This window comes from Arthrobacter sp. MSA 4-2, assembly GCF_016405885.1.
Classification (GTDB): domain Bacteria; phylum Actinomycetota; class Actinomycetes; order Actinomycetales; family Micrococcaceae; genus Arthrobacter_D.
The window spans coordinates 1-26,122 of sequence record NZ_JAEKGC010000013.1; the positions used below are offsets into that span (position 1 = coordinate 1).

General features: G+C 69.2%; 22 protein-coding genes and 1 tRNA gene. 16 read left to right on the top strand and 7 right to left on the bottom strand.

The annotated features are described in order from the left end of the window. The 5 genes from I6N91_RS14060 to I6N91_RS14080 all read left to right on the top strand — a co-directional run. The coding region (locus I6N91_RS14060; protein ID WP_198813658.1) for a pseudouridine synthase at positions 1–1,026 on the top strand (1,026 nt) is incomplete at its 5' end. 3 nt (positions 1,027–1,029) lie between these two features. Then, entirely contained in the window at positions 1,030–2,145 is a 1,116-nt protein-coding gene (locus I6N91_RS14065) for a prephenate dehydrogenase (RefSeq protein ID WP_198813660.1), read from the top strand. Continuing rightward, a complete protein-coding gene (gene cmk / locus I6N91_RS14070; protein WP_198813661.1) occupies positions 2,142–2,843 on the top strand; it encodes a (d)CMP kinase in 702 nt (233 codons plus the stop codon). The genes I6N91_RS14065 and cmk overlap by 4 nt, the downstream gene beginning before the upstream one ends. A 29-nt stretch (positions 2,844–2,872) precedes the next feature. Continuing rightward, the gene (der, locus tag I6N91_RS14075; RefSeq protein WP_198813662.1) at positions 2,873–4,420 is read left to right on the top strand and encodes a ribosome biogenesis GTPase Der; all 1,548 of its coding nucleotides are present in this window, start codon (positions 2,873–2,875) and stop codon (positions 4,418–4,420) included. Positions 4,421–4,490: 70 nt separating this feature from the next. Further along, positions 4,491–4,564 (top strand) — tRNA-Pro (locus I6N91_RS14080). A gap of 149 nt (positions 4,565–4,713) precedes the next feature. Here I6N91_RS14080 and I6N91_RS14085 read toward each other — a convergent pair. Continuing rightward, entirely contained in the window at positions 4,714–5,421 is a 708-nt protein-coding gene (locus tag I6N91_RS14085) for a hypothetical protein (RefSeq protein WP_198813663.1), read from the bottom strand. Between the two features lie 234 nt (positions 5,422–5,655). Between I6N91_RS14085 and gcvH the strand changes: the two genes are divergently transcribed. The 5 genes from gcvH to I6N91_RS14110 all read left to right on the top strand — a co-directional run bounded on the left by gcvH (position 5,656) and on the right by I6N91_RS14110 (position 8,647). Then, a complete protein-coding gene (gene gcvH / locus I6N91_RS14090) occupies positions 5,656–6,042 on the top strand; it encodes a glycine cleavage system protein GcvH (RefSeq protein ID WP_120169741.1) in 387 nt (128 codons plus the stop codon). Positions 6,043–6,117: 75 nt separating this feature from the next. Continuing rightward, positions 6,118–6,612, top strand: a complete 495-nt coding sequence (locus I6N91_RS14095) for an FHA domain-containing protein (protein WP_198813664.1) — start codon at positions 6,118–6,120, stop codon at positions 6,610–6,612. A gap of 8 nt (positions 6,613–6,620) precedes the next feature. Continuing rightward, positions 6,621–7,370 (top strand): MerR family transcriptional regulator, encoded by a 750-nt coding sequence (locus I6N91_RS14100; protein WP_198813665.1) that lies wholly within the window; start codon positions 6,621–6,623, stop codon positions 7,368–7,370. A gap of 7 nt (positions 7,371–7,377) precedes the next feature. Then, positions 7,378–7,878 carry a bifunctional nuclease family protein gene (locus I6N91_RS14105; RefSeq protein WP_198813666.1) on the top strand — a complete coding sequence of 167 codons (501 nt, stop codon included), beginning with the start codon at positions 7,378–7,380 and terminating at the stop codon, positions 7,876–7,878. 175 nt (positions 7,879–8,053) lie between these two features. Then, on the top strand, positions 8,054–8,647 hold the full coding sequence (locus I6N91_RS14110; RefSeq protein ID WP_120169733.1) for a MerR family transcriptional regulator: 594 nt from the start codon (positions 8,054–8,056) through the stop codon (positions 8,645–8,647). Between the two features lie 322 nt (positions 8,648–8,969). On the opposite strand, the gene I6N91_RS14115 is transcribed toward I6N91_RS14110, so the two are convergent. Then, positions 8,970–9,803 (bottom strand): ParA family protein, encoded by an 834-nt coding sequence (locus tag I6N91_RS14115; RefSeq protein WP_198813667.1) that lies wholly within the window; start codon positions 9,801–9,803, stop codon positions 8,970–8,972. Positions 9,804–10,069: 266 nt separating this feature from the next. Between I6N91_RS14115 and I6N91_RS14120 the strand changes: the two genes are divergently transcribed. Both I6N91_RS14120 and I6N91_RS14125 read left to right on the top strand, forming a co-directional pair. Continuing rightward, a complete protein-coding gene (locus I6N91_RS14120; protein WP_198813669.1) occupies positions 10,070–13,477 on the top strand; it encodes a pyruvate carboxylase in 3,408 nt (1,135 codons plus the stop codon). Positions 13,478–13,597: 120 nt separating this feature from the next. Further along, complete coding sequence (locus I6N91_RS14125; protein WP_233091869.1) at positions 13,598–15,175, top strand: MinD/ParA family protein; 1,578 nt, start codon at positions 13,598–13,600, stop codon at positions 15,173–15,175. A gap of 138 nt (positions 15,176–15,313) precedes the next feature. Here I6N91_RS14125 and I6N91_RS14130 read toward each other — a convergent pair whose 3' ends face one another. Further along, entirely contained in the window at positions 15,314–17,158 is a 1,845-nt protein-coding gene (locus I6N91_RS14130; protein WP_233091870.1) for an AMP-dependent synthetase/ligase, read from the bottom strand. 114 nt (positions 17,159–17,272) lie between these two features. Between I6N91_RS14130 and I6N91_RS14135 the strand changes: the two genes are divergently transcribed. Then, the gene (locus tag I6N91_RS14135; RefSeq protein WP_198813672.1) at positions 17,273–18,367 is read left to right on the top strand and encodes an ROK family glucokinase; all 1,095 of its coding nucleotides are present in this window, start codon (positions 17,273–17,275) and stop codon (positions 18,365–18,367) included. Positions 18,368–18,394: 27 nt separating this feature from the next. Here the strand turns inward: I6N91_RS14135 and I6N91_RS14140 are convergent, their stop codons facing one another. Both I6N91_RS14140 and I6N91_RS14145 read right to left on the bottom strand, forming a co-directional pair. Continuing rightward, complete coding sequence (locus I6N91_RS14140; RefSeq protein WP_198813673.1) at positions 18,395–18,850, bottom strand: hypothetical protein; 456 nt, start codon at positions 18,848–18,850, stop codon at positions 18,395–18,397. After that, positions 18,847–19,611 (bottom strand): carboxylesterase, encoded by a 765-nt coding sequence (locus tag I6N91_RS14145; protein WP_198813674.1) that lies wholly within the window; start codon positions 19,609–19,611, stop codon positions 18,847–18,849. The genes I6N91_RS14140 and I6N91_RS14145 overlap by 4 nt, the downstream gene beginning before the upstream one ends. Positions 19,612–19,735: 124 nt before the next feature. Between I6N91_RS14145 and I6N91_RS14150 the strand changes: the two genes are divergently transcribed. Further along, positions 19,736–20,575 (top strand): 1-acyl-sn-glycerol-3-phosphate acyltransferase, encoded by an 840-nt coding sequence (locus I6N91_RS14150; RefSeq protein WP_198813675.1) that lies wholly within the window; start codon positions 19,736–19,738, stop codon positions 20,573–20,575. Positions 20,576–20,692: 117 nt separating this feature from the next. Further along, positions 20,693–22,075, top strand: a complete 1,383-nt coding sequence (locus I6N91_RS14155) for a class II 3-deoxy-7-phosphoheptulonate synthase (RefSeq protein WP_374058955.1) — start codon at positions 20,693–20,695, stop codon at positions 22,073–22,075. On the opposite strand, the gene I6N91_RS14160 is transcribed toward I6N91_RS14155, so the two are convergent. Both I6N91_RS14160 and I6N91_RS14165 read right to left on the bottom strand, forming a co-directional pair. Next, positions 22,018–23,727, bottom strand: coding sequence for a protein kinase (locus tag I6N91_RS14160; RefSeq protein ID WP_198813676.1), 1,710 nt, complete (start codon positions 23,725–23,727; stop codon positions 22,018–22,020). The genes I6N91_RS14155 and I6N91_RS14160 overlap by 58 nt on opposite strands. Before the next feature lie 67 nt (positions 23,728–23,794). Then, positions 23,795–25,372 (bottom strand): lytic transglycosylase domain-containing protein, encoded by a 1,578-nt coding sequence (locus I6N91_RS14165; RefSeq protein WP_198813677.1) that lies wholly within the window; start codon positions 25,370–25,372, stop codon positions 23,795–23,797. Positions 25,373–25,637: 265 nt separating this feature from the next. On the opposite strand from I6N91_RS14165, the gene I6N91_RS14170 reads away from it, so the two are divergent. Then, complete coding sequence (locus I6N91_RS14170) at positions 25,638–25,991, top strand: Rv2175c family DNA-binding protein (RefSeq protein ID WP_198813678.1); 354 nt, start codon at positions 25,638–25,640, stop codon at positions 25,989–25,991. Positions 25,992–26,122: the final 131 nt, after the last annotated feature.

Below are 26,122 nucleotides of genomic sequence, written 5' to 3' on the forward strand. Positions count from 1 at the left end.
GGTGACGCACGCGGTGCGGGCCGTCCCACGGGCGAGCGTTCGGGCCGTCCCACCGGTGACGCACGCGGTGCGGGCCGACCGGGGGAGGCGCGGCGCGATTCCGGCTACCGGGGCACCGGAAACCCCGCTGCCGACCGGTACGCGGCCAAGAAGTCAGGCGCCGGAAAGCCTCGACAGAAGCCATCGGGCCCCCGCGCGTTCGGCGGAGAGCGCTTCGGCAAGGACCTGGGTCCGGTACGCCGTCCCAAGGCCGCCCGCACCAGCCGTCCCGCCGACGAACTCGACATGCACAACCCCGACGGCGTGCGGCTCCAGAAGGTCATGGCCTCGGCAGGGGTCGCCTCCCGCCGCGTGTGCGAGGAAATGATCCTCGACGGCAGGGTCGAGGTGGACGGCACCATCGTGCGCGAACTCGGTGTCCGGGTGGTTCCGTCCGAGGTGTCAATCCACGTCGACGGCATGCGCCTGCAGCTCAACGAGGACCTGAAGTACTACGTCTTCAACAAGCCGCGCGGCGTTATCTCCACGATGGAGGACCCCGAGGGACGCCCGAGCATTGGGAACTTCCTCAAGAACAAGAACAAGAATGAGCGGCTGTTCCACGTCGGCCGGCTCGACGCCGAAACCGAGGGACTGCTGCTCCTCACCAACGACGGCGAGCTCACCAACCGGCTCACCCACCCGTCCTACGAAGTGCCCAAGACGTACTACGTGCAGGTCCGCGGCCCGATGGGCCCGGGCATTGGCGCGCAGATGAAGGAAGGCATTGAGCTCGAGGACGGCATCTCCAAGGTCGACTCCTTCAAGCTCATCGACTCCACCCCCGGACATATCCTCGTCGAGGTGGTGCTGCACTCGGGGAAGAACCGCGTGGTACGCCGCCTGTTCGACGCCGTCGGGCACCCCGTGGAGCGTCTCGTCCGCACCCAGATCGGCCCGATCCGCCTGAACGACCAGCGGCAGGGAAGCATCCGTGTTCTGGGCCGCCAGGAGGTCGGCCACCTCCTTGCATCGGTAGGCCTCTAGCGGATGGAACCTGCAAGGGACAACGGAACGCATCTTGCCGGTCCGGTGCTGGTAATCGGCACGGGGCTGCTCGGGGCAAGCATCGGCCTGGGGCTTCGCGCCCGCGGAGTCGAGGTCGCACTGTCGGACATCTCGCCGTCGACCCAGGCAGTCGCCGTTGATATCGGCGCCGGGCGTGCCCTCGGGGATGCCGCCGGGTTCGCGCCCGAACTCGTCGTCGTAGCGGCCCCGCCCGACGTGGCCGCGGTGCTCGCGGCCTCGGCCCTCGCCGACTACCCCGGCGCCGTCGTCGTCGACATTGCGAGCGTCAAGTCGGCCGTCCTGCAGGGAGTCGAGGCAGCGGTGGGCGATCCGGCGTTCCTTGAGCGCTACGTCGGCACCCATCCCATGGCCGGCCGGGAACGGTCCGGCCCCGTGGCAGCGACCGCCGAACTGTTCACCGGCATGCCCTGGGTCCTGTGCCCAGGCCCGGCCAGTTCGCCCGCCGCGGTGCGCTGCGCCGAAGCCCTCGCAGTGGACCTCGGAGCCGTGCCGGCGCGCATGTCCCCGGAGGAACACGACGAGACGGTCGCGCTGATCTCCCACCTTCCGCAGGTGCTCTCCTCGCTCGTTGCCAGCCGGCTCGCCGACACCCCCGCACACTCCCTTGCCCTTGCAGGCAACGGGCTCCGGGACGTGACGCGCATCGCCGCCAGCGACCCCCGCCTGTGGGTGCAGATCCTCTCGGCGAACGCCGAGAAGCTCGTGCGGATCCTGTATGGCGTGCGGGAGGATCTCAACCGGCTGATCGGCACCCTCGAAGACCCCGTGGCCGCCGGCGCGCGCCTCGACATGGCGCAGCTGATGGCCGAAGGCAACGCCGGCCAGGCACGCATCCCGGGCAAGCACGGCACGCCGCCGGGCTCCTTCGCCCGGCTCACGGTGCTCGTCGAGGACGTTCCGGGCCAGATCGCCCGCCTCCTCACCGAAATCGGCGACATCGGCGTCAACGTCGAGGACCTGCGCCTTGAGCACTCACCCGGCCGCCAGGTCGGCATGGCAGAGGTCTGGGTTGTCCCCGGCCGTCGAAACGAGCTGGCGGAGTCACTGACCGGCCGCGGCTGGAAGGTCGTCCAATGAGCGAATCCACGATCCACTCCCACTTCCGGCTCGGGAAGTCGCTGGTGGTGGCCATCGACGGACCGTCCGGTTCGGGCAAGTCGAGCGTCAGCCGGGAGGCCGCACGCCGGCTCCACGCCGCTTACCTCGACACGGGAGCCATGTACCGCGCGGTGACGCTTCACTGCCTGTCCACCGGGATCGACCTCAAGGACGCCGCCGCCGTCGAACACGCGGCTCGGGCCATCGAGCTGTACATCAGCACCAGCCCCGACCGCGAGCTGGTCACTTTGGCCGGCGTGGATGTCACCACGGCGATCCGCGAACCCCGGGTCTCCGAGGCGGTCAGCGCCGTGGCGACGACCCTCGGCGCACGGGCCGAGCTGATCCGGCGCCAACGGGCGCTGATCGCCGGTGCCGGGCACCGGATCGTCGTCGAGGGCAGGGACATCACTACCGTCGTCGCCCCCGACGCCGAGGTCCGGATCCTGCTCACCGCCAGCGAATCGGCGCGCCTGCGGCGGCGCGGTGACCAGCTCGGCGGAACCCAGTCCTCGTCCCAGCTGCAGCAGCAGGTGCTCGAACGGGACGCCAAGGATTCGACAGTCGTCAATTTCCAGCAGGCCGCCGACGGGGTCGTTACCGTCGACTCGTCCGAGCTCGACTTCGAGCAGACGGTCGAAGCCGTCCTGGACGTCGTCCACACCGTCGCCCACTAGCAGTTCAGACTGAATTAAGGAAAACACTCATGAGCGGGAACCTCTCGCCCCAGGACCCCACCGGGCCCGACACCGATTTCGAACCGACCGGCGATGACCAGATCGCCGAACACCTCGACGCGCTCGATGACGCCGAAGCCGAGGTGCGCGCGGCCTCGCTGCGCGCCGGGCTGGCTGACTACGAGCTCGACGAAGAGGACGCCGCGCTGCTCGCCCAGGGGGACGAGGAGTACGACGAAGACGCCGAACAGCGCCTCAATCCGGTGCTCGCCATCGTCGGCCGGCCCAACGTCGGCAAGTCGACGCTGGTCAACCGCATCCTGGGCCGCCGCGAGGCGGTCGTCGAGGACACCCCCGGGGTCACCCGCGACAGGGTGTCATACCCGGCCCAGTGGAACGGGCGGAACTTCACCCTCGTCGACACCGGCGGGTGGGAGGTCGACGCCAAGGGCATCGCGGCGCGCGTCGCCGACCAGGCCGAGATCGCCGTCGACATGGCCGACGCCGTGCTGCTCGTCGTCGACGCCACCGTGGGCGCCACGGCCACCGACGAGGCGGTCGTGAAGATGCTCCGCCGGAAGAAGAAGCCGGTCATCCTCGTAGCCAACAAGGTCGACGACATCCAGAACGAGGCGGACGCCTCCTTCCTGTGGGGGCTCGGCTTCGGTCAGCCCTGGCCGGTCTCGGCCCTGCACGGCAGGGGCACGGCGGACATGCTGGACCAGGTCATCGAGATCCTGCCCGAATTCTCCGAACACGGCGGCATCGAACGCACCGGCGGCCCCCGCAGGGTGGCCCTGATCGGCCGGCCCAATGTCGGCAAGTCATCCCTCCTGAACAAGCTCGCCGGCTCGGACCGCGTCGTTGTGGATCCGCTGGCCGGCACCACCCGCGACCCGGTCGACGAGATGATCGAACTCGGCGGGCGCACCTGGCGCTTCGTCGACACCGCCGGTATCCGGCGCCGCGTGCACATGCAGCAGGGCGCCGACTTCTACGCCTCCCTGCGCACGCAGTCGGCGCTGGAGAAGGCCGAGGTCGCCGTCGTGCTGCTGGCCGTCGACGAGGTCCTCAGCGAGCAGGACGTCCGCGTCCTGAACATGGCGATCGAATCCGGCCGGGCGCTGGTCCTCGCGTTCAACAAGTGGGACCTGCTCGACGACGAGCGCCGCCGGTACCTCGAGCGTGAGATCGAGCAGGACCTCGCGCACGTCGACTGGGCTCCGCGGGTCAACATCTCCGCACTGACCGGCTGGCACAAGGACCGCCTGGTACCGGCCCTTGACACCGCTCTCGAGTCCTGGGACCGGCGCATCCCCACAGGGCGGCTCAACGCCTTCCTGGGTGAGCTCGTGGCCGCCCACCCGCACCCGGTGCGCGGGGGCAAGCAGCCGCGCATCCTCTTCGGCACCCAGGCCTCAAGCCGGCCGCCCAAGTTCGTGCTCTTCACCACAGGCTTCCTCGACCCGGGGTACCGGCGCTTCATCACCCGCCGCCTGCGCGAAACATTTGGTTTCGAGGGGACACCCATCGAGGTCAGCATGCGCGTGAGGGAAAAGCGGGGACGCAAACGCTGAGCATTGTCCGGAGCCACCCGGAAAATGCTGTACAGTAATTGAGGTGGTTTGACCGGCTGGTTGAACCGATCGGGATGTGGCGCAGCTTGGTAGCGCACTTGACTGGGGGTCAAGGGGTCGCAGGTTCAAATCCTGTCATCCCGACAGAAAAAACACAGGCCAGGGGCCGTTTCCGGAACAACCGGAAACGGCCCCTGCTGCGTTAATCGGCGCTGCGTTGACCGGCGTGCTGATGCCCCGCCGTCCGTTCCGCGCCCGGCGCTGACCGCCGACCGGAATCGGCACCACCGCGGCTAACCGCCGCCGGTGCCCTCCTCCTCGCCATCGGGTCCCGCGGTTTCCGGCCCGGTCCCTTCGCCTTCGGTTCCTGTGCCCCCGCCGCCGGTGTTGTCGGTTCCGGTTGCGCCGGCGTCCGTCGCCCCGGCTGTCGGCTCACAGTCGTCCGTACCCCGGCCCGTGCCGGTTCCACCGGCCGCCCCGGTTTCGGTGCCGGTGCCGCCGGATTCGGTGCCATCGGTGCCGATGCCGCCGGTTTCGGTGCCATCGGTGCCGGTGCCGCCGGTTTCGGTGCCATCGGTGCCCGTGCCCCCGGTTTCGGTGCCATCGGTGCCCGTGCCCCCGGTTTCGGTGCCATCGGTGCCGGTGGCCGCAGTGCCGGTGGCTCCGGTGCCCGTGGCTCCGGTCTCACCGCCGCCGGCCGCGTCGGTTTCGGTTCCACCGGGGCCGGTGGCTCCGATCGACGGTTGAACGCTCTCGGAATCGGTGGACCCGGTACCTTCGGTTTCGGTCCCGGTCCCGCCGGTCCCTCCTCCTTCGCCGCCGCGCGGCTCGCAGGATGCCTCGGCCGTCGCGGACTCAGCAGCCGGGGGCGTCGGGTCCTGGGTCACCTCCTCGACCGGGTTTTCCGGGCCGGGGCCCCCGAGCCCATCGCTGCACCCAACAAGAAGCAGCGCGCTCACACCCAGCGCCGCCGGGAGAGTCCTCAATTTTGTGGAGATCATTTTGATCACCTCCCGCCCTGATCGCGCGATTAACCCTAGGCAGGGAGAATTCGTACGGGCAATAATTCCGGCGCCGCACAGATAACTTCCGCAGGTCGGCCGGGGGGCGTATAAGGCCTTCATTCGAACCGGCCGGCACGCTACCCGCCGATGATTTATGCCTATACTCGATCAGGATCGGCTCGGGCAGCGCCGCCCCTCTCCTCCCCCTAGATAGAACGACGAAAGGCAATCATGAGCAACGTCCCCGAAGGCCTCTACTACACCGCCGAGCACGAGTGGGTCACCGAGCCCAATGCTGCCGGCATCGTCCGGGTGGGAATCACAGACTTCGCCCAGGACGCCCTGGGTGACGTGGTGTACGTCCAGATGCCCGAGGTCGGCACTTCGGTGACCGGTGCGGACGTTGTGGGAGAGGTCGAGTCGACGAAGAGCGTCAGCGACATCTACGCTCCCGTCACCGGCGAGGTTGTTTCACGCAATGAGGGGCTCGACGACGATCCCGCACTCATCAACTCCGATCCCTACGGCGAGGGTTGGCTGATGGAGATCAAGGTTGAGAGTGCATCGGTTGTCGAGGACCTGCTGAGTTCAACGGAATACTCACAGCAGGTAGGCTAGACACACCGGCTCTGGCAGTACTTCACGGCCAACCGGCATTGTCCGGTTGGCCGCCTAATGTGGGAGGAAACACCAATGGTTGGCGACGACAGCGCAGCCGTAAACCAAGGAGGGCACCACGTGGAGTCCCCGGAAACTACGACGATCGGCCTGCCTCCGCAGGCAGCCTTCGCGGAGGTTGAGCGGCATCTCACCAAGGAGGAACAGGCCTCGGTGGCAGCGCTGCCCGCGGGTTCGGCCCTCCTTGTGGCCCATTCCGGCCCCAACGCCGGAGCGCGGTTCCTCCTGGATGAGGACGTCACCAAGGCCGGGCGCCACCCCAATGCCGACATCTTCCTTGACGATGTCACCGTGTCCCGACAGCACGCCGAGTTCCGCCGCACCCCCAACGGGTTCATGGTTGTCGACACCCGGAGCCTCAACGGCACCTACGTGAACAACGACCGCGTGGACAGCGTGGTGCTGCGCAGCGGCAACGAGGTCCAGATCGGCAAGTTCCGGCTCACCTTCTACGCCGCCCGAGCCACCACGGCCGGCCAGACGCCCTCCCAGCCCGCGGCACAGGCCTGATCCACTTCATGCCGACACCCCAGCCCAGCCGGCGCAGCGTCGGCATCGCCCCGGCCCACCCCAGCCCCGGAGTCCTCAATATCGGGGAAGTGCTGCGGGAGCTGGCGGCGGAGTTTCCGCAGGTCACGGCGTCCAAGATCCGGTTCCTTGAGGAAAAGGGACTGATCAGCCCGCAGCGCACCCGTGCGGGGTACCGCAAGTACGCTCCGACCGACGTCGAGCGCCTGCGGTTCGTCCTAGCCCTTCAGCGCGATCAGTACCTGCCGCTGAAGGTGATCAAGGACTACGTCGACGCCATCGACCGCGGTGAGCGGCCCGAGTCGCTGCCCGGGGGGATGAGCCTGTCGCCGCGGATGGTCTCGGACCAGCTGGCCCGCGAGCTCAGCTCCCACGCACGCAGGCTCACTGCGGAGACCCTCGCGGCCGAGGCCAAGGCCCCCCGCCGCCTGGTCGACGACCTGATCAGCTTCGGGCTGATCGCCCCGGTGGATGGCCGGTTCGATGAGCATGCGCTGAAGGTCACCCAGGCCTGCGTCCAGCTCGAGAGCCACGGCATCGAACCGCGCCACCTGCGCCCCTTCCGGGCCGCCGCCGACCGCGAGCTCGGACTGGTCGAACGCGTCGTCGCCCCGGTGGCCTCGCGGCGCGACGTGGCTTCGAAGGCCCGGGCAGCCGAGACCGCCCGCGAGATCAGCGAATTGTGCCTTAACCTTCACAGCGCCCTGGTTTACTCTCAGATAGCCAGAATGGACAGTTAGGCCGGCCATGATCGAAGTCGAAGTTGTCGGAGTTCGAATTGAGCTGCCCTCCAACCAGCCCCTTGTGCTGCTGAAGGAACTGGCGGGGGAGCGGCATATCCCCATCTGGATCGGGGCACCGGAGGCCAGTGCCATTGCGTTCGTCCAGCAGGGCATCGTCCCGCCCCGCCCGATGACCCACGACCTTCTCGTCAGTGTTGTCGCCGCGGCGGGACGCGCCATCACCGAGGTCCGGATCGTCGCGGTGCAGGACACCGTCTTCCACGCGGAACTCGTGCTCGACGACGGGACGCGCGTCAGCTCCCGTGCCTCCGACGCCCTGGCCGTGGCCCTGCGCGTCCCCTGCAGCATCTACTGCGCGGAGCAGGTCCTCGATGCCGCCGGCGTCGAGATCGCCGACCCCGAGGCCGACGACGAGGAAACCGGCGACCAGGAAACGGCCGAGAAGGAACTCAAGCAGTTCCGCGAATTCCTCGCCGACGTCGAGCCCGAGGATTTCGAGCCCTGACCTCCCGACACGCAAATCTTAGAGGCCAGCATCTTTGACCTTGTGTCCGAGGCGATCTAACGTCAAAGCATACGGTTCCCATTGCAACGGAGAGGAACTCGGGGCACACTGTAACAGAGCCCTGAGATCCGGCCTCCAGAGGCTACTTCCCCGGGAACCCAATGAGGAGGCACGCGTGAGTCCGAAGGGTGACGCCGGTAAGCTGAAAAGCCCGGCAGCGGCGGGCACTGGCATACCCTCGAGCGCCCAGGGCCTCCTCTTCACCGAAGATCTCCCCGTGCTCGACGAAGACGCCGGATACCGCGGCCCCACAGCATGCAAGGCCGCCGGCATCACCTACCGCCAGCTCGACTACTGGGCCCGCACCGGACTCGTCGAACCGGCCGTCCGCGGAGCTTCAGGATCCGGCACGCAGCGGCTCTACGGTTTCCGCGACATCCTCGTCCTCAAGGTCGTCAAGCGGCTCCTCGACACCGGCGTTTCGCTCCAGCAGATCCGCACCGCCGTCGAGCACCTGCGCGAACGCGGCGTTGAGGACCTCGCCCAGATCACGCTCATGAGCGACGGCGCCAGCGTCTACGAGTGCACCTCCGCCGACGAGGTCATCGACCTCGTCCAGGGCGGACAGGGCGTCTTCGGCATCGCCGTCGGCCGGGTGTGGCGTGAGGTCGAGGGAAGCCTCGCCGCGCTCCCGAGCGAACACGCGGCCGACCAGGACTTCCCCGACGACGAGCTCAGCAAACGCCGCACGGCCCGCCGGATCGGCTAGGGCCACCCCCGGCCCTGCTCGGGGCCCTGCACGAACCTCCCGGCCTCCGCCGGGTTTGAATCCTCATTATTCTTTCGGCCCGCGCGTCGGTGGGCCCGCATCGGCAGCAGCATCTTCCCCTACCGGCCCGCATCGGGCAGCAGGCATCGCCCCGTTCAGCGATTACGTGAGCTCGGCCATTACGGGAGAGCTGCTCCGCACAAGGTCCGGCGCATCGCCCCACGGCTTCGTCATCCGCATCCGTTAACCCATAGCCCGGCGCATACGTTGCGGCGGGTAGGACGTGCCCGCCCCACCGGCACCGAGGCCCGGTCGGGGCTGGTCAGCGGCGGGCGACGCGGCTGCGCAGGCGGCCGGCGCCCACCAGGGAGCGCAGTAGCTCATCGAAGTATTCTGAGGCCTGTCGGGCCGATTCGCCGGGCCAGTGGTGGACCGCGTGCGCGGCGCCCTGGATCTGCTGCCAGTTGGCCTGTTCGGTAATCGTGGGGCTGAGCAGCAGTTCATTGAACATCTGTTTCATCTCCGCCAGGCGGAAGGTGTGCTCGTTCGAGGAGGAACGCACCCGGTTCGCCACGATCCCGGCGGTTTGCAGGCCCGGTGCGTATTCGGCCTTGAACAGTTCGATCGCGCGCATCGTGCGTTCGGTGCCAGCCACCGAGAACAGTCCCGGCTCGGCCACCAGCAGCACCCTGTTGCTCGCCGTCCAGGCCATCCGGGTGAGTCCGTTGAGCGAGGGCGGGCAGTCGATGAGGACCAGGCCGTAGCCGGTCACGCGGGAGAGCAGCGTAGAGAGGCGGCGCAGGTCGCGGCGTCCAAGGTCCGGGCGGTCGTAGATGCCCGAGAAGGCCGAACCCATGGCGACGTCGAGGACCGGCTTCGCGCCGGAGCCGGCAAGGTTCCGCTCGATCGCCGTCTCGACCCAGCCGCTGGGCACGGTGTTGGCCGCGAGGTCGGCGCGGCGGGCGGTCTTCAGGAGCCGCCCAATGTCCAGCTGGCCACCGGCGCGGACGCCGAGGCCCGTTGTTGCATCGGCATGCGGGTCAAGGTCGACAACGAGGGTCGGGATGCCAGCTGCGAGTGCCGCGGATGCCAGCCCCAGGGTCACGGAGGTTTTCCCCACGCCGCCTTTGAGGCTGCTGATACTCACTACTTGCACTGGTTGGACCTCTACCTTAAATCGCGGGAATTCCGGCTGCGGGCACGGCGGCACTGATGCGCTTCCCTATTGTATGGTCCCGCGGGAGGTAATTCCGTCCGGCATGCCGCACGGCGTCGCGCGGCCAGTATTCGGACGCAATTTGAGCGGGCGTGGTCAACCGACTGTAGGCTCTTGCTGAAACCACGCAATCCTTCGCCGCACGGCGTACCACCGAATTATCGGCACATTCCCCAGCATATTCACCGTAAATAAGCAGGAGCGGCATGTTCTCCAAGATTCTTGTAGCAAACCGGGGCGAAATCGCCATCAGGGCCTTCCGGGCGGGGCACGAGGCGGGAGCCAAGACCGTCGCCGTGTTCCCATACGAGGACCGCAACTCCATCCACCGGCAGAAGGCCGATGAGGCCTACCTGATCGGGGAGCAGGGGCACCCGGTGCGCGCCTACCTCGACGTCGCGGAGGTGGTCCGCGTCGCGAAGGAATCCGGATGCGACGCCATCTACCCCGGGTACGGTTTCCTCTCCGAGAACCCGGACCTCGCACGGGCAGCGGCCGAGGCGGGCATCACCTTCGTCGGGCCGCCCGCCGACGTGCTCGAACTCGCGGGCAACAAGGTCAAGGCCCTCGACGCCGCCCGGGAGGCCGGCATCCCGGTCCTGAAATCCTCGAGGCCCAGCGCGGACGTCGACGAGCTGATCGCGGCTGCGGACGAGATCGGCTTCCCGGTGTTCGCCAAGGCCGTCGCCGGCGGCGGCGGACGCGGGATGCGCCGGGTTGACACCCGCGAGGCCCTCCCGGGAGCGCTTGAGGCGGCGATGCGCGAGGCCGAATCGGCCTTCGGCGATCCGACGATGTTCCTCGAACAGGCGGTGCTGCGCCCCCGTCACATCGAGGTGCAGATCCTGGCTGACGCCGAGGGCAATGTCATGCACCTCTTCGAGCGCGATTGCTCGCTGCAGCGCCGCCACCAGAAGGTCATCGAGATCGCACCGGCGCCGAACCTCGACGACTCCATCCGCCAGGCGCTGTATCGCGACGCCGTCGCCTTCGCCAAGGCGCTGAAGTACGTCAACGCCGGCACGGTCGAATTCCTCGTCGACACCGTGGGTGAGCGCGCCGGCCAGCATGTGTTCATCGAGATGAACCCCCGCATCCAGGTCGAGCACACGGTGACCGAGGAGGTCACCGACGTCGACCTTGTCCAGTCCCAGCTGCGGATCGCGGCAGGGGAGACCCTGGCCGACCTCGGCCTGAGCCAGGAGACGGTTCAGCTCCGCGGAGCCGCGTTGCAGAGCCGGATCACCACCGAGGATCCGGCCAACGGGTTCCGCCCCGACGTCGGAAGGATCACCGCCTACCGTTCCGCTGGCGGTGCCGGGGTGCGCCTTGACGGCGGCACCGTGTATGCGGGCGCCGAGATCAGCCCGCACTTCGACTCCATGCTCGTGAAGCTGACCTGCCGGGGCAGGGACTACCCCACGGCGGTTACCCGTGCCCGCCGGGCGCTGGCGGAGTTCCGGGTGCGCGGGGTCTCAACGAACATCTCCTTCCTGCAGGCCGTGCTCGACGACCCCGACTTCATCGCGGGGAACGTTGCCACCTCCTTCATCGACGAACGCCCCGAGCTGCTCACCGCAAGGGTCCCTGCGGACCGGGGGACCAAGCTGCTGACCTGGCTGGCCGACGTCACGGTCAACAAGCCGAACGGGGAGCGCCCGGCCCACCTTGACCCGCGGGAGAAGCTGCCCGCGGCGCCCGAGGGCGGGCAGGACCTGCCGCCCGGGTCGCGCCAGCTGCTGCAGGAGCTCGGCCCAGAGGGGTTCGCCGCCAGGCTGCGCGCCCAGGAGGCCGTCGCTGTCACCGACACCACCTTCCGGGACGCCCACCAGTCACTGCTCGCCACGCGGGTGCGCACCCGCGACCTCGCGGCCGCCGGAGGGTCCGTCTCACGCCTGACCCCGCAGCTGCTGTCGGTTGAGGCCTGGGGCGGTGCCACCTACGACGTCGGCCTGCGCTTCCTTGGGGAGGACCCGTGGGACCGGCTCGATACGCTGCGGCGGGAGATTCCGAACATCTGCCTGCAGATGCTCCTGCGCGGGCGCAACACCGTCGGCTACACCCCGTACCCGGAGGCGGTGACCGAGGCCTTCGTCAAGGAGGCCGCCGCCTCGGGCATCGACATCTTTCGAATCTTCGACGCGCTCAACGACGTGTCCCAGATGGAACCGGCGATCCGCGCCGTCCGGGCCACCGGCACGGCGGTGGCCGAGGTGGCCCTGTGCTATACCGCGGACATGCTCGACCCGAAGGAAACCCTCTACACCCTCGATTACTACCTGGGGCTGGCCGAGCGGATGGTCGCCGCGGGGGCGCACATCCTCGCCATCAAGGACATGGCGGGGCTGCTCCGTCCCGCCGCGGCCGCGAAGCTCGTGACCGCCATCCGCGAGCGTTTCGACCTGCCGGTCCACCTCCACACCCACGACACCGCCGGCGGGCAGCTCGCGACGCTCCTTGCCGCCGTCGACGCCGGGGTGGACGCCGTGGACACGGCCAGCGCCCCGCTGGCCGGCACCACCAGCCAGCCCTCCGCGTCGGCCCTCGTGGCAGCGCTTGCCCACACCCCGCGGGACACGGGGATCGACCTTGACGCGGTCAGCTCCCTCGAACCCTACTGGGAGGCCGTGCGGCGGACGTATTCGCCGTTCGAGTCCGGGCTTCCGGGCCCGACCGGCCGGGTGTACCGGCACGAGATCCCGGGCGGACAGCTATCGAACCTCAAGCAGCAGGCCATCGCCCTGGGCCTCGGCGAGCGGTTCGAGGCGATCGAGGACATGTACACCGCGGCGGACCGGATCCTCGGCCGGCTGGTCAAGGTCACTCCGTCCTCCAAGGTGGTCGGCGACCTGGCGCTTCAGCTGGTCGGCTCGAACGCCGACCCGGCCGACTTCCAGGAGAACCCGCAGAACTACGACATCCCCGACTCGGTGATCGGGTTCCTCAACGGCGAGCTCGGCGACCCGCCGGGCGGCTGGCCGGAACCGTTCCGCTCCAAGGCGCTCCAGGGCCGGGCCGTGAAGCCGCGCATCGTTGACCTGGAGTCCGCAGATGAGCAGGCCCTGGCCGGGGATTCCGCCCAGCGGCGGACCACGCTGAACCGCCTGCTGTTCCCCGGGCCGGCCGCGGACTTCATCCGGACGCGGGAGACCTACGGCGACGTCTCGGTGCTGAACACCGCCGACTACCTGTATGGACTGCAGCAGGGCGGCGAGCACGTCATCGAACTCGAGAAGGGCGTGAGGCTGATCGCGACCCTCGAGGCCGTCTCGGACGCCGACGAGAAGGGACTGCGCACGGTGATGTGCACCCTCAACGGCCAGATGCGGCCCGTTTCGGTGCGCGACCGCAGCGTCAAGAGCGACGTCAAGGCCGCGGAGAAGGCCGACCCGTCCAATGCCGGCCACGTCGCGGCACCCTTCGCGGGCGCCGTCACGGTGACCGTTGCGGAGGGCGCCACGGTGAGCGCCGGCGACACCGTCGCCACGATCGAGGCGATGAAGATGGAAGCGAACATCACCACCCCAACGGCCGGCACCGTGCAGCGCATCACTGCCGACGGCGCCCAGCAGGTCCAGGGCGGCGACCTGCTCGTCGTCATCAGCCCCGCCTGAGCCTTCAACCTCCGGGCCGGGATGGACTCCGTCCCGGTCCGGAGGCGCTGCGCTAGAGTTCATCGTTGATGCCCCGCGCCGCCCGGCGCGCCCGGCCCGTACCCAACCCCGTGAGGAACCATGGTCTCGAAATCCCCCTCAAGTCCCACACAACCCGACCCGGCACAACCGGACGCCGCCGCCGAGCCGGGGCAGGGCGCAGGGGAGGCGACGGGATCCGGGACGGCTGCCCGGGGGACCACCGGTCCGGCCGAGGCCGGCAGGACCTCGGATATAACGAAACCCTCGGATGCGGCGAAGGCCCCGGACGCGGTGACGGCTCCCGGTACGGGGTCCTCGGCAGGCGGGGACGCCACCTCCGGCGCGGGACCCGCCGCCGGCGCCGTGCCTTCCACCGACGTGCCCTCTGCTGACGGGGCCCCTTCTGATGGGACCCCTGCCTCGAGCCAGAACCCCGCCGCCGTCGGAGTGCCCTCCCCGGCCGCGCCGCCGGCGGTGCCGGAGGCATCGGCCGCAGCCCTGTGGAACGGCGGGGTGCAGGTCGGCCCGGTCCCCGTCATCCAGGCACCGCTGCCGCCCACGCTCATCCCCGAAATCGGTGCCACCTCCGCACCAAACCTCCTCTCCATCCCGGTGCCCGTGGAGCCCACCGGGTGGCGCCCGAGCGGATCCGCCGCGCCTTCCGCGGAGGAGCCGCCCGGCAGTACCGCGCCCGGGACCGGAGATTCCGCAGCCGAGGAGCCGCCGAGCGCCCGCCGCGTGCGCGAAACCGGGCCGGAACCGGCGTCCGCCCTGACCGCCGACCGCCTGCTGACCGGGACCGAGCGGCCGCCCTCCGGCGGCTGGCGGCGCTGGCTCTACTCGGCGACGCTGGGCTACGTGAACCTCGGCGACTCCGACGCGGTGCGGATCCGCAGGGCAACCGAACATCGAATCGCCGTCCGTCTCGGCGGGCACACCCGCTATGTGCCGGTCCTCTCCCGCAAGGGCGGCGTCGGCAAGACCACCGTCACCACGCTCCTCGGCATGGCGCTCGCCGACATGCGCGAGGACCGCATCATCGCGATGGACGCCAACCCCGACCGGGGAACGCTGTCCGACCGTTCCCCGGGACGCGCCGACTTCACCGCCCGCCAGCTGGTGCAGAACCGGTTCATGGTCGACTCCTTCGCTCAGCTGGCCCACTACGTCACCCGCGACGGCTCCCGGCTGCACGTCCTGGCCTCGGACACCGACCCCGCCGTGGCGCAGGCCTTCGACGACGCCGACTACCGCGCGGTCACCGACATCCTCGGCCGGTACTACTCCATCGTGCTCACCGATTCCGGCACGGGCATGGTGCACTCGGTGATGAAGGGAACCCTTGAGAAGGCGGACACCGTGGTGCTCGTCTCCGGCGGAAGCGTCGACGAGGCGAGGCTGGCCTCGGAAACCCTGTCCTGGCTCGAGGCCCACGGCCGGCACGACCTAGTGGCCAAGGCGATCGTCGTCGTCAACCTGTCCTCAGGCAATGGAACCCAGGTCAGGGTCGGGGAGATCGAGGAGCACTTCCTCTCCCGGGTCGGCACGGTGGTGCGCATCCCGTACGACCGGCACCTGGCCGAAGGCTCACGCATCGACCTGGCGAAGCTGCAGCCGGCCACGCGCAACGCGGTGATCGAACTGGCCGCGCTCGTCGTCGACGAACTGCACGACTGACCCCTGCCGCCGCCGCGCCGGCTAACGAGGACAGCACCGATAACGACGCACGCAGCCGAAAACGACGAACGCACCCGATAATTCGGGTGCGTTCGTCGTTTTGAGGTGCGCCGGTCGTTTTCGACGGCGCCCGGCTCCCTATACGCGGGGGGTGGCGTAGATTCCCTCGACGATGTCGGAGTAGTCGGTGAGGACCTGGGCGCGCTTGATCTTCAGGGAGGGGGTGAGGTGGCCGCTGGTCTCCGTGAAGTCCGAGGGGACGATGCGGAACACCTTGATCGCTTCGGCCTGGGAGACCGTCTTGTTCGCCTCGTCGACAATGGTCTGGATCTCGGCCAGCACGGCCGGGTGGCTGACGGCCTCCTCCATGGTGGTGCCGGCCGGCAGCTGATGGCGCTCGAGCCAGCCCGGCAGGGCCTCCTCGTCGAGGGTGATCAGGGCCGAGATGAAGGGGCGCTGGTCACCGACCACCACGCACTGCGACACGATGGCGTTCGCGCGGATGGTGTCCTCAAGCATCGCCGGCACCACGTTCTTGCCGCCGGCCGTGACGATGATTTCCTTCTTGCGGCCCGTGATGCTGAGGTACCCGTCGGCGTCGAGCTCGCCGATGTCACCGGTGCGGAACCAGCCGTCGATGAAGTTTTCCGCCGTGAGGTCCGGCCGGTTGAAGTAGCCCCGGAGCACCGCGACGCCCTTCGCGAGGATCTCGCCGTCGTCGGCGATCTTGACGGCGTTGCCCGGCAGCGGGGCGCCGACCGTGCCGATCTTGACCTTGCGCGGGGTGTTCACCGTGAGCGGCGCCGTGGTCTCGGTGAGCCCGTAGCCCTCGAGGACCAGCAGGCCGATGCCGTGGAAGAAGTGGCCCAGCCGGTCGCCCAGAGGCGCCCCGCCCGAGACCGCGTACTCGACCTTCCCGCCCATGGCGGCGCGGATCTTGCGGTAGAGCAGCCGGTCGAACAGGGCGTGCTTGGCGCGCAGGGCCAACGGGACCTTCCCGGCCTGGTCGGCCTTCGACCAGGCGATGGCGACGTCGGCGCCGGCGTGGAAGATCTTGCCCTTGCCGCCGTCCTCGGCCTTGAGCATCGAGTTGTTGTACACCTTCTCGAAGACCCGGGGCACGGCCAGGATGAAGCTCGGCTGGTAGCTCTGAAGGTCCGGCAGCAGGTTCTTGACGTCCGCCGTGTGGGCGACCGTCGCTCCGGCGGCGACGCACAGCACCGAGATAAACCGGGCGAAGACATGCGCCAGCGGCAGGAACATGATGGTCCGCGCACCCTCGTGGGCGACCTCGGACAGCGCCGCAGCGGCGTTTTCGGAGAGCTCGACGAAGTTTGCGTGGGTGAGCTCGCACCCCTTGGGGCGCCCCGTGGTGCCGGAGGTGTAGATGATTGTGGCGATGTCGTCGAGGTTCGCCAGCGACCGGCGGTCCGCGAGGGTCGAGTCCTCGACGAGGGTCCCCGCGGTCCGGAGGGTTTCGAGTCCGTTGCCGTCGAACTGCCACACGTGGGTCAGGGCGGACGTGCTCTCGGCGGCGGCGGCTTCACGGACGACGTTCTCGTGCCGGGCCGACTCGACGAAGGCCGCCACGGCGCCGGAGTCGGTAAGGATCCATGCGACCTGCGCCGGTGAGGAGGTTTCATAGACGGGAACCGGGACGGCGCCGGCAAACCAGATGGCGAAGTCGGCAAGGGCCCACTCGTAGCGGGTGCGGGCCATGATCGCGACCCGGTCGCCCGGGTTGACGTTCGAGGCGATCAGGCCCTTGGCGACGGCCTCGACCTGCTCGCGGAACTCGGTGGCGCGAATGTCCCGCCACTGACCTGCTTCGTCCTGGACGGAGAACAGGGCCGGGTTTGACGCCTTTTCCGCCTGCCGCACCACGAGGTCGGTAGTGTTGCTGTTGCGGGGGACGTCCACTAGGACGGGAACGCTGATTTCGCGCACAATAGCTCCTTTGATATCGCCGACGACTACAGGCATTTTCATAGACTATAGGGTGCCGCAGCCCTCATTACTGTCCAGTAATGTACGAATTGATAACGGTGGAGGAAAATGCGCACCGGCTCCCGCCGCAGGATCCTGAAGGAGGACGAGATGGCAGCTGGAGCGGAGCCGGCTTCGTCGTCCCCGCGGCGCCGCGGCGCACCGCCCTGGGCGGCAGGGCAGCCCCGGGCGGCCCGCCGGGCCGGGCTGCCCGGCCGTGCCGGACGCCCGGGGCTGCCCCCGGCCCGGCGAGGACTGGCCATCGGCATTGACGTCGGCGGGACCAAGGTCGCCGCCGGCGTCGTCGACGGCGCCGGCCGCCTCCTCGCGCAGGCCCGCCGGTCCACCCCGGGCAGCGATGCCCGCGGAGTCGAGGCCGTCATCGTCGACCTCGTGGCTGAACTGGGCCGGGGACACCGGATCCGCTCCATCGGCATCGGCGCCGCCGGCTGGATGGACCTCTCGAACGGGACCGTGCTTTTCAGTCCCCACCTGGCGTGGCGGAACGAGCCGCTGCGCAGCAACCTCGAGAAGCTGCTGCGGCGGCGCGTGACCGTCGTCAACGACGCCGACGCCGCCGCCTGGGCGGAGTGGCGGTTCGGCGCCGGCCGCGGCGAGCCCCGGCTGGTGTGCGTGACCCTGGGGACCGGCATCGGCGGGGCCATGATCCTTGACGGGCGGGTTGAGCGCGGCCGGTACGGGGTGGCCGGGGAGTTCGGGCACCAGGTCATTGTGCCGGGCGGCCACCGCTGCGAATGCGGCAACCGGGGGTGCTGGGAGCAGTACGCGTCGGGCAACGCGCTGGGCCGGGAGGCACGGGAACTGGCGGCGGCGAACTCGCCCGTGGCGCAGTCGCTCCTGGCGGCAGTCGACGGGGATGTCCAGGCGATCACCGGGGCGCTGGTGACACGGCTTGCCCTCGACGGGGATCCTGCCTGCCAGGAGCTGGTCGAGGAGGTGGGGCAGTGGCTCGGGCTGGGACTTGCCAACCTCGCGGCGGCCCTGGACCCGGGCACTTTCGTCATCGGAGGCGGACTCAGCGACGCCGGCGGGCTCCTCCTCGAACCGGCCCGCCGGGCCTTCGCCCGCAACCTCACCGGGCGGGGCTTCCGGCCCGCCGCCGCCATCGAGGCCGCCGCCCTGGGACCGTCGGCCGGGCTGATCGGGGCCGCGGACCTCTCCCGCTCGCTGCCCCGCGGCCGCTAGGAAGCCTCCCGCGGCGGGGGAGCAGGATCAGACTTCCGCGCCGTCGTCGTCGTAGTCGCGCTGACGAGGCAGGCGCAGCACCAGGAACACCACGCCGGCCAGGAACCCGGCGAGCACGCCCAGAGTCACCGCCGTCGGCGCGTCCCGCCAGAACATGGCGAAGAGCAGCAGCAGGACGGGCCCGCCGGCCGCGCCGAGCCAGGCCAGCACCACCAGGGGGTCTCCCGTGCCGAGCGGAGGAGGTTCCGGGGGCTCGTATCCCGCCCCGCCGTCGCCCTCGTCGTCCTCGGGTTCCTCGTAGTCCCTCGGGCCGGCCGGACGCAGCGGCTGGTTCCTGAAAATCGCCTCGACGCGGTCCCGGTCGCTGGGCTCCGGGTCGTCGGATTCCTCGGTCTCCGGGTTACCGGGGGTGCTTTCCAACCGTGCCACGAGGTCCCGCCAGACGGCGTCGTCAGTGGACTCATTCGGCTCTCGGGGGGTCATACGCTGGTACCTGCGCTCACGTGCCTGATGAAGTCCGCAGACCGGTCAAAGATGAAGGGTGCATCATTGTCCATCGTGGCCACATGGTAGCTGTTCGTCAACCGGATAATCTCAAGGTCGGCACTGCCCAGGTGCCGCCGCAGCACCTCGATGCTGGTTTCGGGAACCACCGGGTCGACGTCTGACCGGAACACGAGGGTCGGTGCCGTGACCTTCGGCAGCAGGGCCGTCGTATCGCGGAACAGCCCGGCCAGCTGGTGCACGGCGGCGACCGGGGTCCGCAGGTAGGCGCCCTCGTCCTGGCCCTCGAGCCGGATGCTGTTGCCGATCGCAGGAACCGAGCGCATCACGTACTTGAGGAGCCCCGCGTACCGGGCGCGCGGATCCGCGAAGGTCAGCCCGGGATTGACGACGACCACCCCCGCGACGTCGTGCTGGGCGGCCAGGCGCAGGGCCAGCGCACCTCCCATGGAGAGCCCTGCGGCGACAATCCTGTCGGTGCTTCGGGCCAGGTCCTCGTAGGCCTCTTCGTACTCGCCGTACCAGGCCCGCCAGGGCGTGCGTGCCAGTTCCTCCCAGGAGGTGCCGTGCCCGGGCAGCAGCGGCAGCCGGACCGAGAAGCCCTGCCCCGCAAGGTGTTCCGCCCACGCGCGGACGCTCACCGGCGATCCGGTGAAGCCATGGCTGAGCAGCACTCCGGTCCGGGCCGTCTCTCCGGTGCCGTCCTGGGAGTAGGCGACCGCGCCGGGAATCGATGTCATGGGTCAATGGTCGCACCCGTTCACCGCGCCGTACCAGCCGACGGGATCCTTAGAGTAATGTCACAAAAGGAAAAGCGTGCCGTCCGGCGGGAGCCGGACGGTCCCTGCAGGGAAGGCTGGCAGCGTGTTCTATTGGGTCATGAAGAGGATCATCGTCGGTCCGATTCTGAGAGTGCTCTTCCGGCCCTGGGTCAAGGGCCTTGACAACATTCCCGCGGAGGGGCCGGCCGTCCTCGTCAGCAACCACCTTTCCTTTTCGGATTCGATCTTCCTCCCGGTGGCGGCGCCCCGGCCCGTGGTGTTCCTGGCGAAATCGGAATACTTCAACGGCAAGGGCCTCAAGGGCAGGCTGACCGCCATGTTCTTTCGGCTCTCGAACCAGCTGCCGATGGACCGCTCCGGCGGCGCCGCGTCCTCTTCCTCGCTGACGGCCGGCATGGACATCCTCAACGGCGGAGGCCTCCTGGGCATCTACCCCGAGGGCACCCGCAGCCCCGACGGACGCCTCTACCGCGGCAAGACCGGCGTCGCCAAGCTGGTCCTGGCCACCGGGGTTCCCGTCATTCCCGTTGCCATGATCGGCACCGACAAGGTTCAGCCCATCGGGCGGCGGATCCCGAACATCCGCAGGGTCGGCATCATCGTGGGGGAGCCCCTCGACTTCAGCCGGTACCAGGGCATGGCCGATGACCGGTTCATCCAGCGCTCGGTCACCGACGAGATCATGTACGAACTGATGCGCCTATCGGGTCAGGAGTACGTCGACGCCTACGCCAGCAGCGTCAAGGAAAAGCTGGCAGCGGAGAAGGCCGCCGGCAGGAAGCACCACCGCCCAGGTGCCGACACCCGCCGGGCCGCGGTGCGGATGCCGCCGCCGGAGGCTCAGCAGGCACCGGCACCCGGGACCGTGACCGAAGTGGGCAAGGCCCAGCCGCCCAAGGGGCGGAAGAAGGACTCCGCCTGAGGCGCTTTTCCCGCCCGTTGGCGGGGCAGTGGGCCGAAAGTGGCCTATGTGACACAGCCGGGCGGCTACGTGACGGGCGGCGACAAACCGCGGCGTCGAAGCCATTAGGCTTGAGGGGTGACCGATACTGCAGCCTCAGCGTTATTGCCTCCTTTTCCGCTCCCCGCCGCCGGTACAGCAGGGCTCGACCACTGGCGGAGCCTTCCCATTTCGCAGCAGCCCCAGTGGCAGGACCCTGCGGTCCACACCTCCTCCATCAAGGAGCTCTCGTCGCTGCCCCCGCTGGTATTCGCCGGTGAAGTGGATGTCCTGAGGGAACGGCTGGCCGCGGCGGCCCAGGGCAAGGCATTCCTGCTCCAGGGCGGCGACTGCGCCGAAACCTTCGAGGGCGCAACCGCCGACCGGATCAGCGCCCGGGTCAAGACGATCCTCCAGATGGCCGTGGTCCTCACCTACGGTGCGTCCCTGCCGGTGATCAAGATGGGCCGGATGGCCGGCCAGTTCGCCAAGCCCCGTTCCTCGAACGACGAGACCCGCGACGGCGTCACCCTCCCCGCGTACCGCGGCGACATGGTCAACGGCTACGACTTCACCCCCGAGAGCCGCGGCCATGACGCCTCCCGAATGGTCAAGGCGTACCATACCTCCGCCTCCACCCTGAACCTGATCCGGGCGTTCACCCAGGGCGGGTTCGCCGACCTGCGCCTGGTGCACCACTGGAACAAGGGCTTCACCGCCAATCCGGCGCACTCGCGCTACGAGTCGCTCGCCCGGGAGATCGACAGGGCGGTGCGCTTCATGGACGCCTGCGGCGCCGACTTCGAAGCGCTGAAGCGCGTCGAGTTCTTCGCCAGCCACGAGGCGCTCCTGCTGGACTACGAGCGGGCGCTCACCCGCATCGACTCACGCACCAACCTGCCCTACGACACCTCGGCGCACTTCCTCTGGATCGGAGAGCGTACCCGCGACCTCGACGGCGCCCATGTCGACTTCCTCTCCCGGGTCCGCAATCCCATCGGGGTGAAGCTTGGCCCCACCACCTCCGGTGACGACGCGCTCGCCCTCATCGACAAGCTCGATCCCAACCGCGAGCCCGGACGCCTGACGTTCATCACCCGGATGGGCGCCCGGAACATCCGCGAGAAGCTGCCCCAGCTCGTGGAAAAGGTCACGGCCTCCGGCGCGCAGGTTCTGTGGGTGACCGACCCGATGCACGGGAACACGGTGACCTCGCCGAACGGGTACAAGACCCGGAACTTCGACGACGTCATGGATGAGGTCCGCGGATTCTTCGAGGTCCACAAGGACCTGGGGACGTTCCCCGGTGGACTGCATGTCGAGATGACCGGCGACGACGTCGCCGAGTGCCTCGGCGGGGCCGACCCGGTGGACCAGGAATCCTTCCTCGAGCGCTACGAGTCCGTGTGCGACCCGCGGCTGAATCACATGCAGTCGCTCGAGATGGCCTTCCTCGTCGCCGGAGCGCTCTCCAAGAACTGATCCGCTTCGCAGCCGGACGCCGCGGGGCTGGACAGCCCGGCCCCCACCGGAACGCCGCCACCGGGCTGGCTGATCCCCAGCAGCCAGCCCGCGGCCACGGCCAGGAAGGCCAGCAGGACCAGCAGCAGAACCAGCACGGCCTGCCACTGCGCCGCGCGCCGGGTGCGCAGCCGGTTCACCGGCCGCTGCGCGGCGCGCGCCTGCCTGCGCTGCTGGGACCTGCTCACCTTGAGGGCGGGCTGCGCGGGATGCCGCTGCGGAGCCTGGGACTGCGGCGGGTGGATCTGGGCGGGATGAGCCTGGGCGCGCGGCTGGACGGCCGGAGGCGGACCGGCGCCCGGCCGGTGCGTCCCGCCGAGGACGCGGGTGGCGTTGCTGCCGCCGCCCGGGCCGGCCGGCCGCACCTGGGGCTCCGGCGGAAAAATTCGAGTCGTGGCGTTCCGGCTGCCCGTAGAGGTTGGCAGGACCGCCGTTGGAGAGTCCGCCGACCCGGGCGGAACCGCCGTCGCCCCAGAGCGCCCTTCACCGATTACTTCCGTAGGACTGCCCGCGTGGGTGCCGGTGCTGATCACTTCGGTGGGGCTGCCAATGCCCATTACTTCGGTGGGGCTGCCGGTGCCTATCACTTCGGTGGGGCTGCCGGTGCCGATCATTTCGGTGGGGCTGCCTGCGGGGCCGCCGAGCATCACGGTGGTACCGCCGCCATCCGGCATCCTGCCGATCCCCGGTGAGCCGGCGGTCCCGGCTCCGCGGTCGTCGCGCCGAACCGGCGACGGCGGGCAGTAGTCGAGGTCGGCGCCGGTGAGCGTCGTGCGGACATGGCGAAGCTCGCCGAGCAGGGCGGTGCCGTCGACGGGCCGGTCCTCGGGATCCCGGGAGGTGCACCACTGCACCAGCTCGTCGATATCCTCGGCCAGGCCGGGCAGGAACTCCGATGGCGCCGGTACATGCTCGTAGGCGTGCTGGAAGGCGATCTGGACCGGGGCATCGCCGGTGAAGGGCTGCCGTCCCGTCAGGAGTTCAAAGAGCATGATGCCCGCGGAGTAGACGTCGCTGCGGGCGTCCGCCGGCTTGCCGGTGACAAGTTCGGGCGGGAGGTAGGCTGCGGTGCCGACAAGCGTCGCGGTGCCGGTGCTTGCGCTGACGGCGCGCGCGAGGCCAAAGTCGGCGATCTTGATCTGCCCGTTGCTGGACAGGAGCACATTTTCCGGCTTGACGTCTCGGTGCACCAGCCCCGCCTCATGGGCGGCGGCGAGGCCTTCGATGACGGGGTCGATTAGGGCAAGGGCCAGCCTCGGGGTGAGCCGTCCGCGTTCGCGGATCAGGTCCCGCAGTGTGCGTCCGGGAACGTACTCCATCACGAGATAGGCGGTGCTGCGTTCGGCCGTCTCGTCGATGCCCTGGTCAAGGACACCCACAACGTGCGGGTGGGAGAGACGGGCGGCCGACTTCGCTTCCTGCTCGAACCGGTCCAGGAAGGTGCGGTCTTCGGCGAGGTGCGTGAACAGGACCTTCAACGCGACCCTGCGGTCGAGCCTGCGGTCGAGGGCGAGGTAGACCGTGGACATTCCGCCGCGCGCGATGCGCGACTCCACGAGGTAGCGCCCATCGACAAGTTCGCCGATCAGGGGGTCGTTCAGCCGTTGGTGCACCTATTGATACTAAGTCCTGGCTGCGGTGGAGGGCAGAATCAACACCCGACCCCGCCCTCCACCGGTCCTACCGGAAGTTCTTCTGGTGGGCCTTGATGGCGGCGACGTAGTTCTTGGTGTCGCTGAACATGCCGTGGGTCTTCACGGAGTATGCGCCCTGGTAGTAGGACGCGATCGCGATGTCCTGCGAGGGGCTCGTGGCGAGCAGCGAGCGGATGATCGCCACGCCGGCCGTCACGTTGTCCTGCGGGTTGAGGAGGTTGAGCTTGCGCCCGACCAGGTCGCTGGCCCACTCCCCGGACATCGGGATGACCTGCATGGTGCCGATGGCGTTGGCGGGGGAGACCGCGCGCTGGTTGAAGCCGGATTCCTGGTAGGCGAAAGCCATGGCGAGGCTGGGATCGACGCCCATCGACCGTGCGGTGTTCGCCACGATCGTGCGCATCTCGGCCGAGCTCGGGACCGGCAGCGAGTTGAGGATCTGCTTGTTGCGGTTCGCGTCCGCGACGACGGCCTGGGGGTAGGTGACCCCGAGGAAGGTCGAGGGGACGAGGTTCGTCGGGGGCGGCGTCGTGGGGGAGCCGCCGTTGCCGGTGGGAATCGTGAGCTTCTTGCCGGGGTAGATCACCGTCGACGCCTGCAGGTTGTTCGCCTGGAGCAGCGCGGCAAGGCTCACCCCGTGGCGGGCTGCGATGGCACCCAGGGTGTCTCCGGCCTTGATCGTGTAGGTTCCGGCCGGGGCGGCGGGCGCGGTCGGCGTGGATGGTGCGGCGGGCGCGGACGGAGCCGCAGGGGCGGCCGGCTTTCCACCGAGGACCAGTTTCTGGCCCGGGTAGATGACTGAGCTCATCGAGAGGTTGTTGGCCCTGAGCACGCTGTCGAGGCTGACGCCGTGGCGGGCGGCGATGGCGCCGAGGGTGTCTCCGGGCTTGACGACGTAGCTGCCGGCCGGAGCGGCCGGGGCGGTGGGAGCGGGCTTGGCCGGAGCCGGAGCCGGTGCCGACGGCTTGACGGCCGCGGGTCCGCCGATGGCTATCTTCTGGCCGGGGTAGATGACCGAGCTCATCGAGAGGTTGTTGGCCCTGAGCACGCTGTCGAGGCTGACGCCGTGCCGGGCGGCGATGGCGCCGAGGGTGTCACCGGGCTTGACGACGTAGCTGCCGGTGGTCTGGGTGCGGACCGCTGCAGGAGCGGCGGGCGCAGGGGTGGATCCGGCCACCAGTCGGATCTTCTGTCCCGGGTAGATCACTGTGGTGGGGCTCATGCGGTTGAGCTTGAGCAGGGCGCCGAGCTCGATTCCGTGCTTGCGGGCGATGGCACCCATGGTGTCGCCCGCCTTGATCGTGTAGGCCGCCGGCGTTGTCACGGCAGGAACCTTCAGGGCGGGAATACGGGCGGCGACCTCGGCTGCCGGAATGAGGGCGCGGGCAGGGGCGGCCTGTACGGCAGGGACCTGGTGCCGCACCGAGGTGGCAGGGGAGGGCTGGTGGGCCGCTGCTGATTCTGCCAGCGCCACCGAGGACAGGATGACGGCCGGGATGGCGGCCGTGGACACGGCCAGGTTCCGCCGCCGGGAGGAGGAGGTGCCTGCGGCGGCGCGCCGGGAGGCTCCGCTCAGGGGTGTAGACGGTGGCTGGGCAGTCATGGGCATTTCCTCATCTATGGGCGGCCGGGGCCGCACGGTCGTCGGACTGCCGGGAGCGATCGTTCTCCTGTCCCGGCAAGCCAAGGTGCAATGTTAAGCAATGGGTCTTCTGTGACTCCAGTTACATGTGTGACTGTAGTGAATGTACACGATGGCGGGCGTATCACAACAGGTGGGAACTCCACATCAGGAGCCCGTCCGGCGTGTCGGTTCCCCTGCAGGCGGCGGGTAGAGCGTGTGCGCCGGGTCGTGGCACCCTTAGAAGGTGACTGAAATCGAAGAACTTGTGCCCCACTGGAGAAATCTCCCCGAGGTCGCCGAACTGCTTGGCGTCCCCATCACGAAGGTCCATGCGCTGCTCGATGAGCGTGCCCTGGTCGCCCTGAGGATCACCGACCGGAGGATCCGGAGCGTCCCTGAGGAATTCCTGGTCGACGGGGCGGTCCTCGACAGCCTCAAGGGCACCGTCGTGGTCCTCTCAGACTCCGGGTTCGAGGATGAGGACATCATCCGCTGGCTCTACACCGAGGACGACTCGCTGCCGGGCCGTCCCATCGACGCCCTCCGCGAAGGCCGCAAGACCGAGATTCGGCGCCGGGCCCAGGCCGCAGCCTGGTAGACAGCGACCGGTAGACAGAGCCCGTAGACGGCGCCGGCTAGACGGAGCTCGTAGACGGAGCCTGTAGGCAGCGCCTTGTAGACGGCGCGGGGTGGACGGCGTCGGGCAGGCAGCCGTCCTCCGGGCGCCGG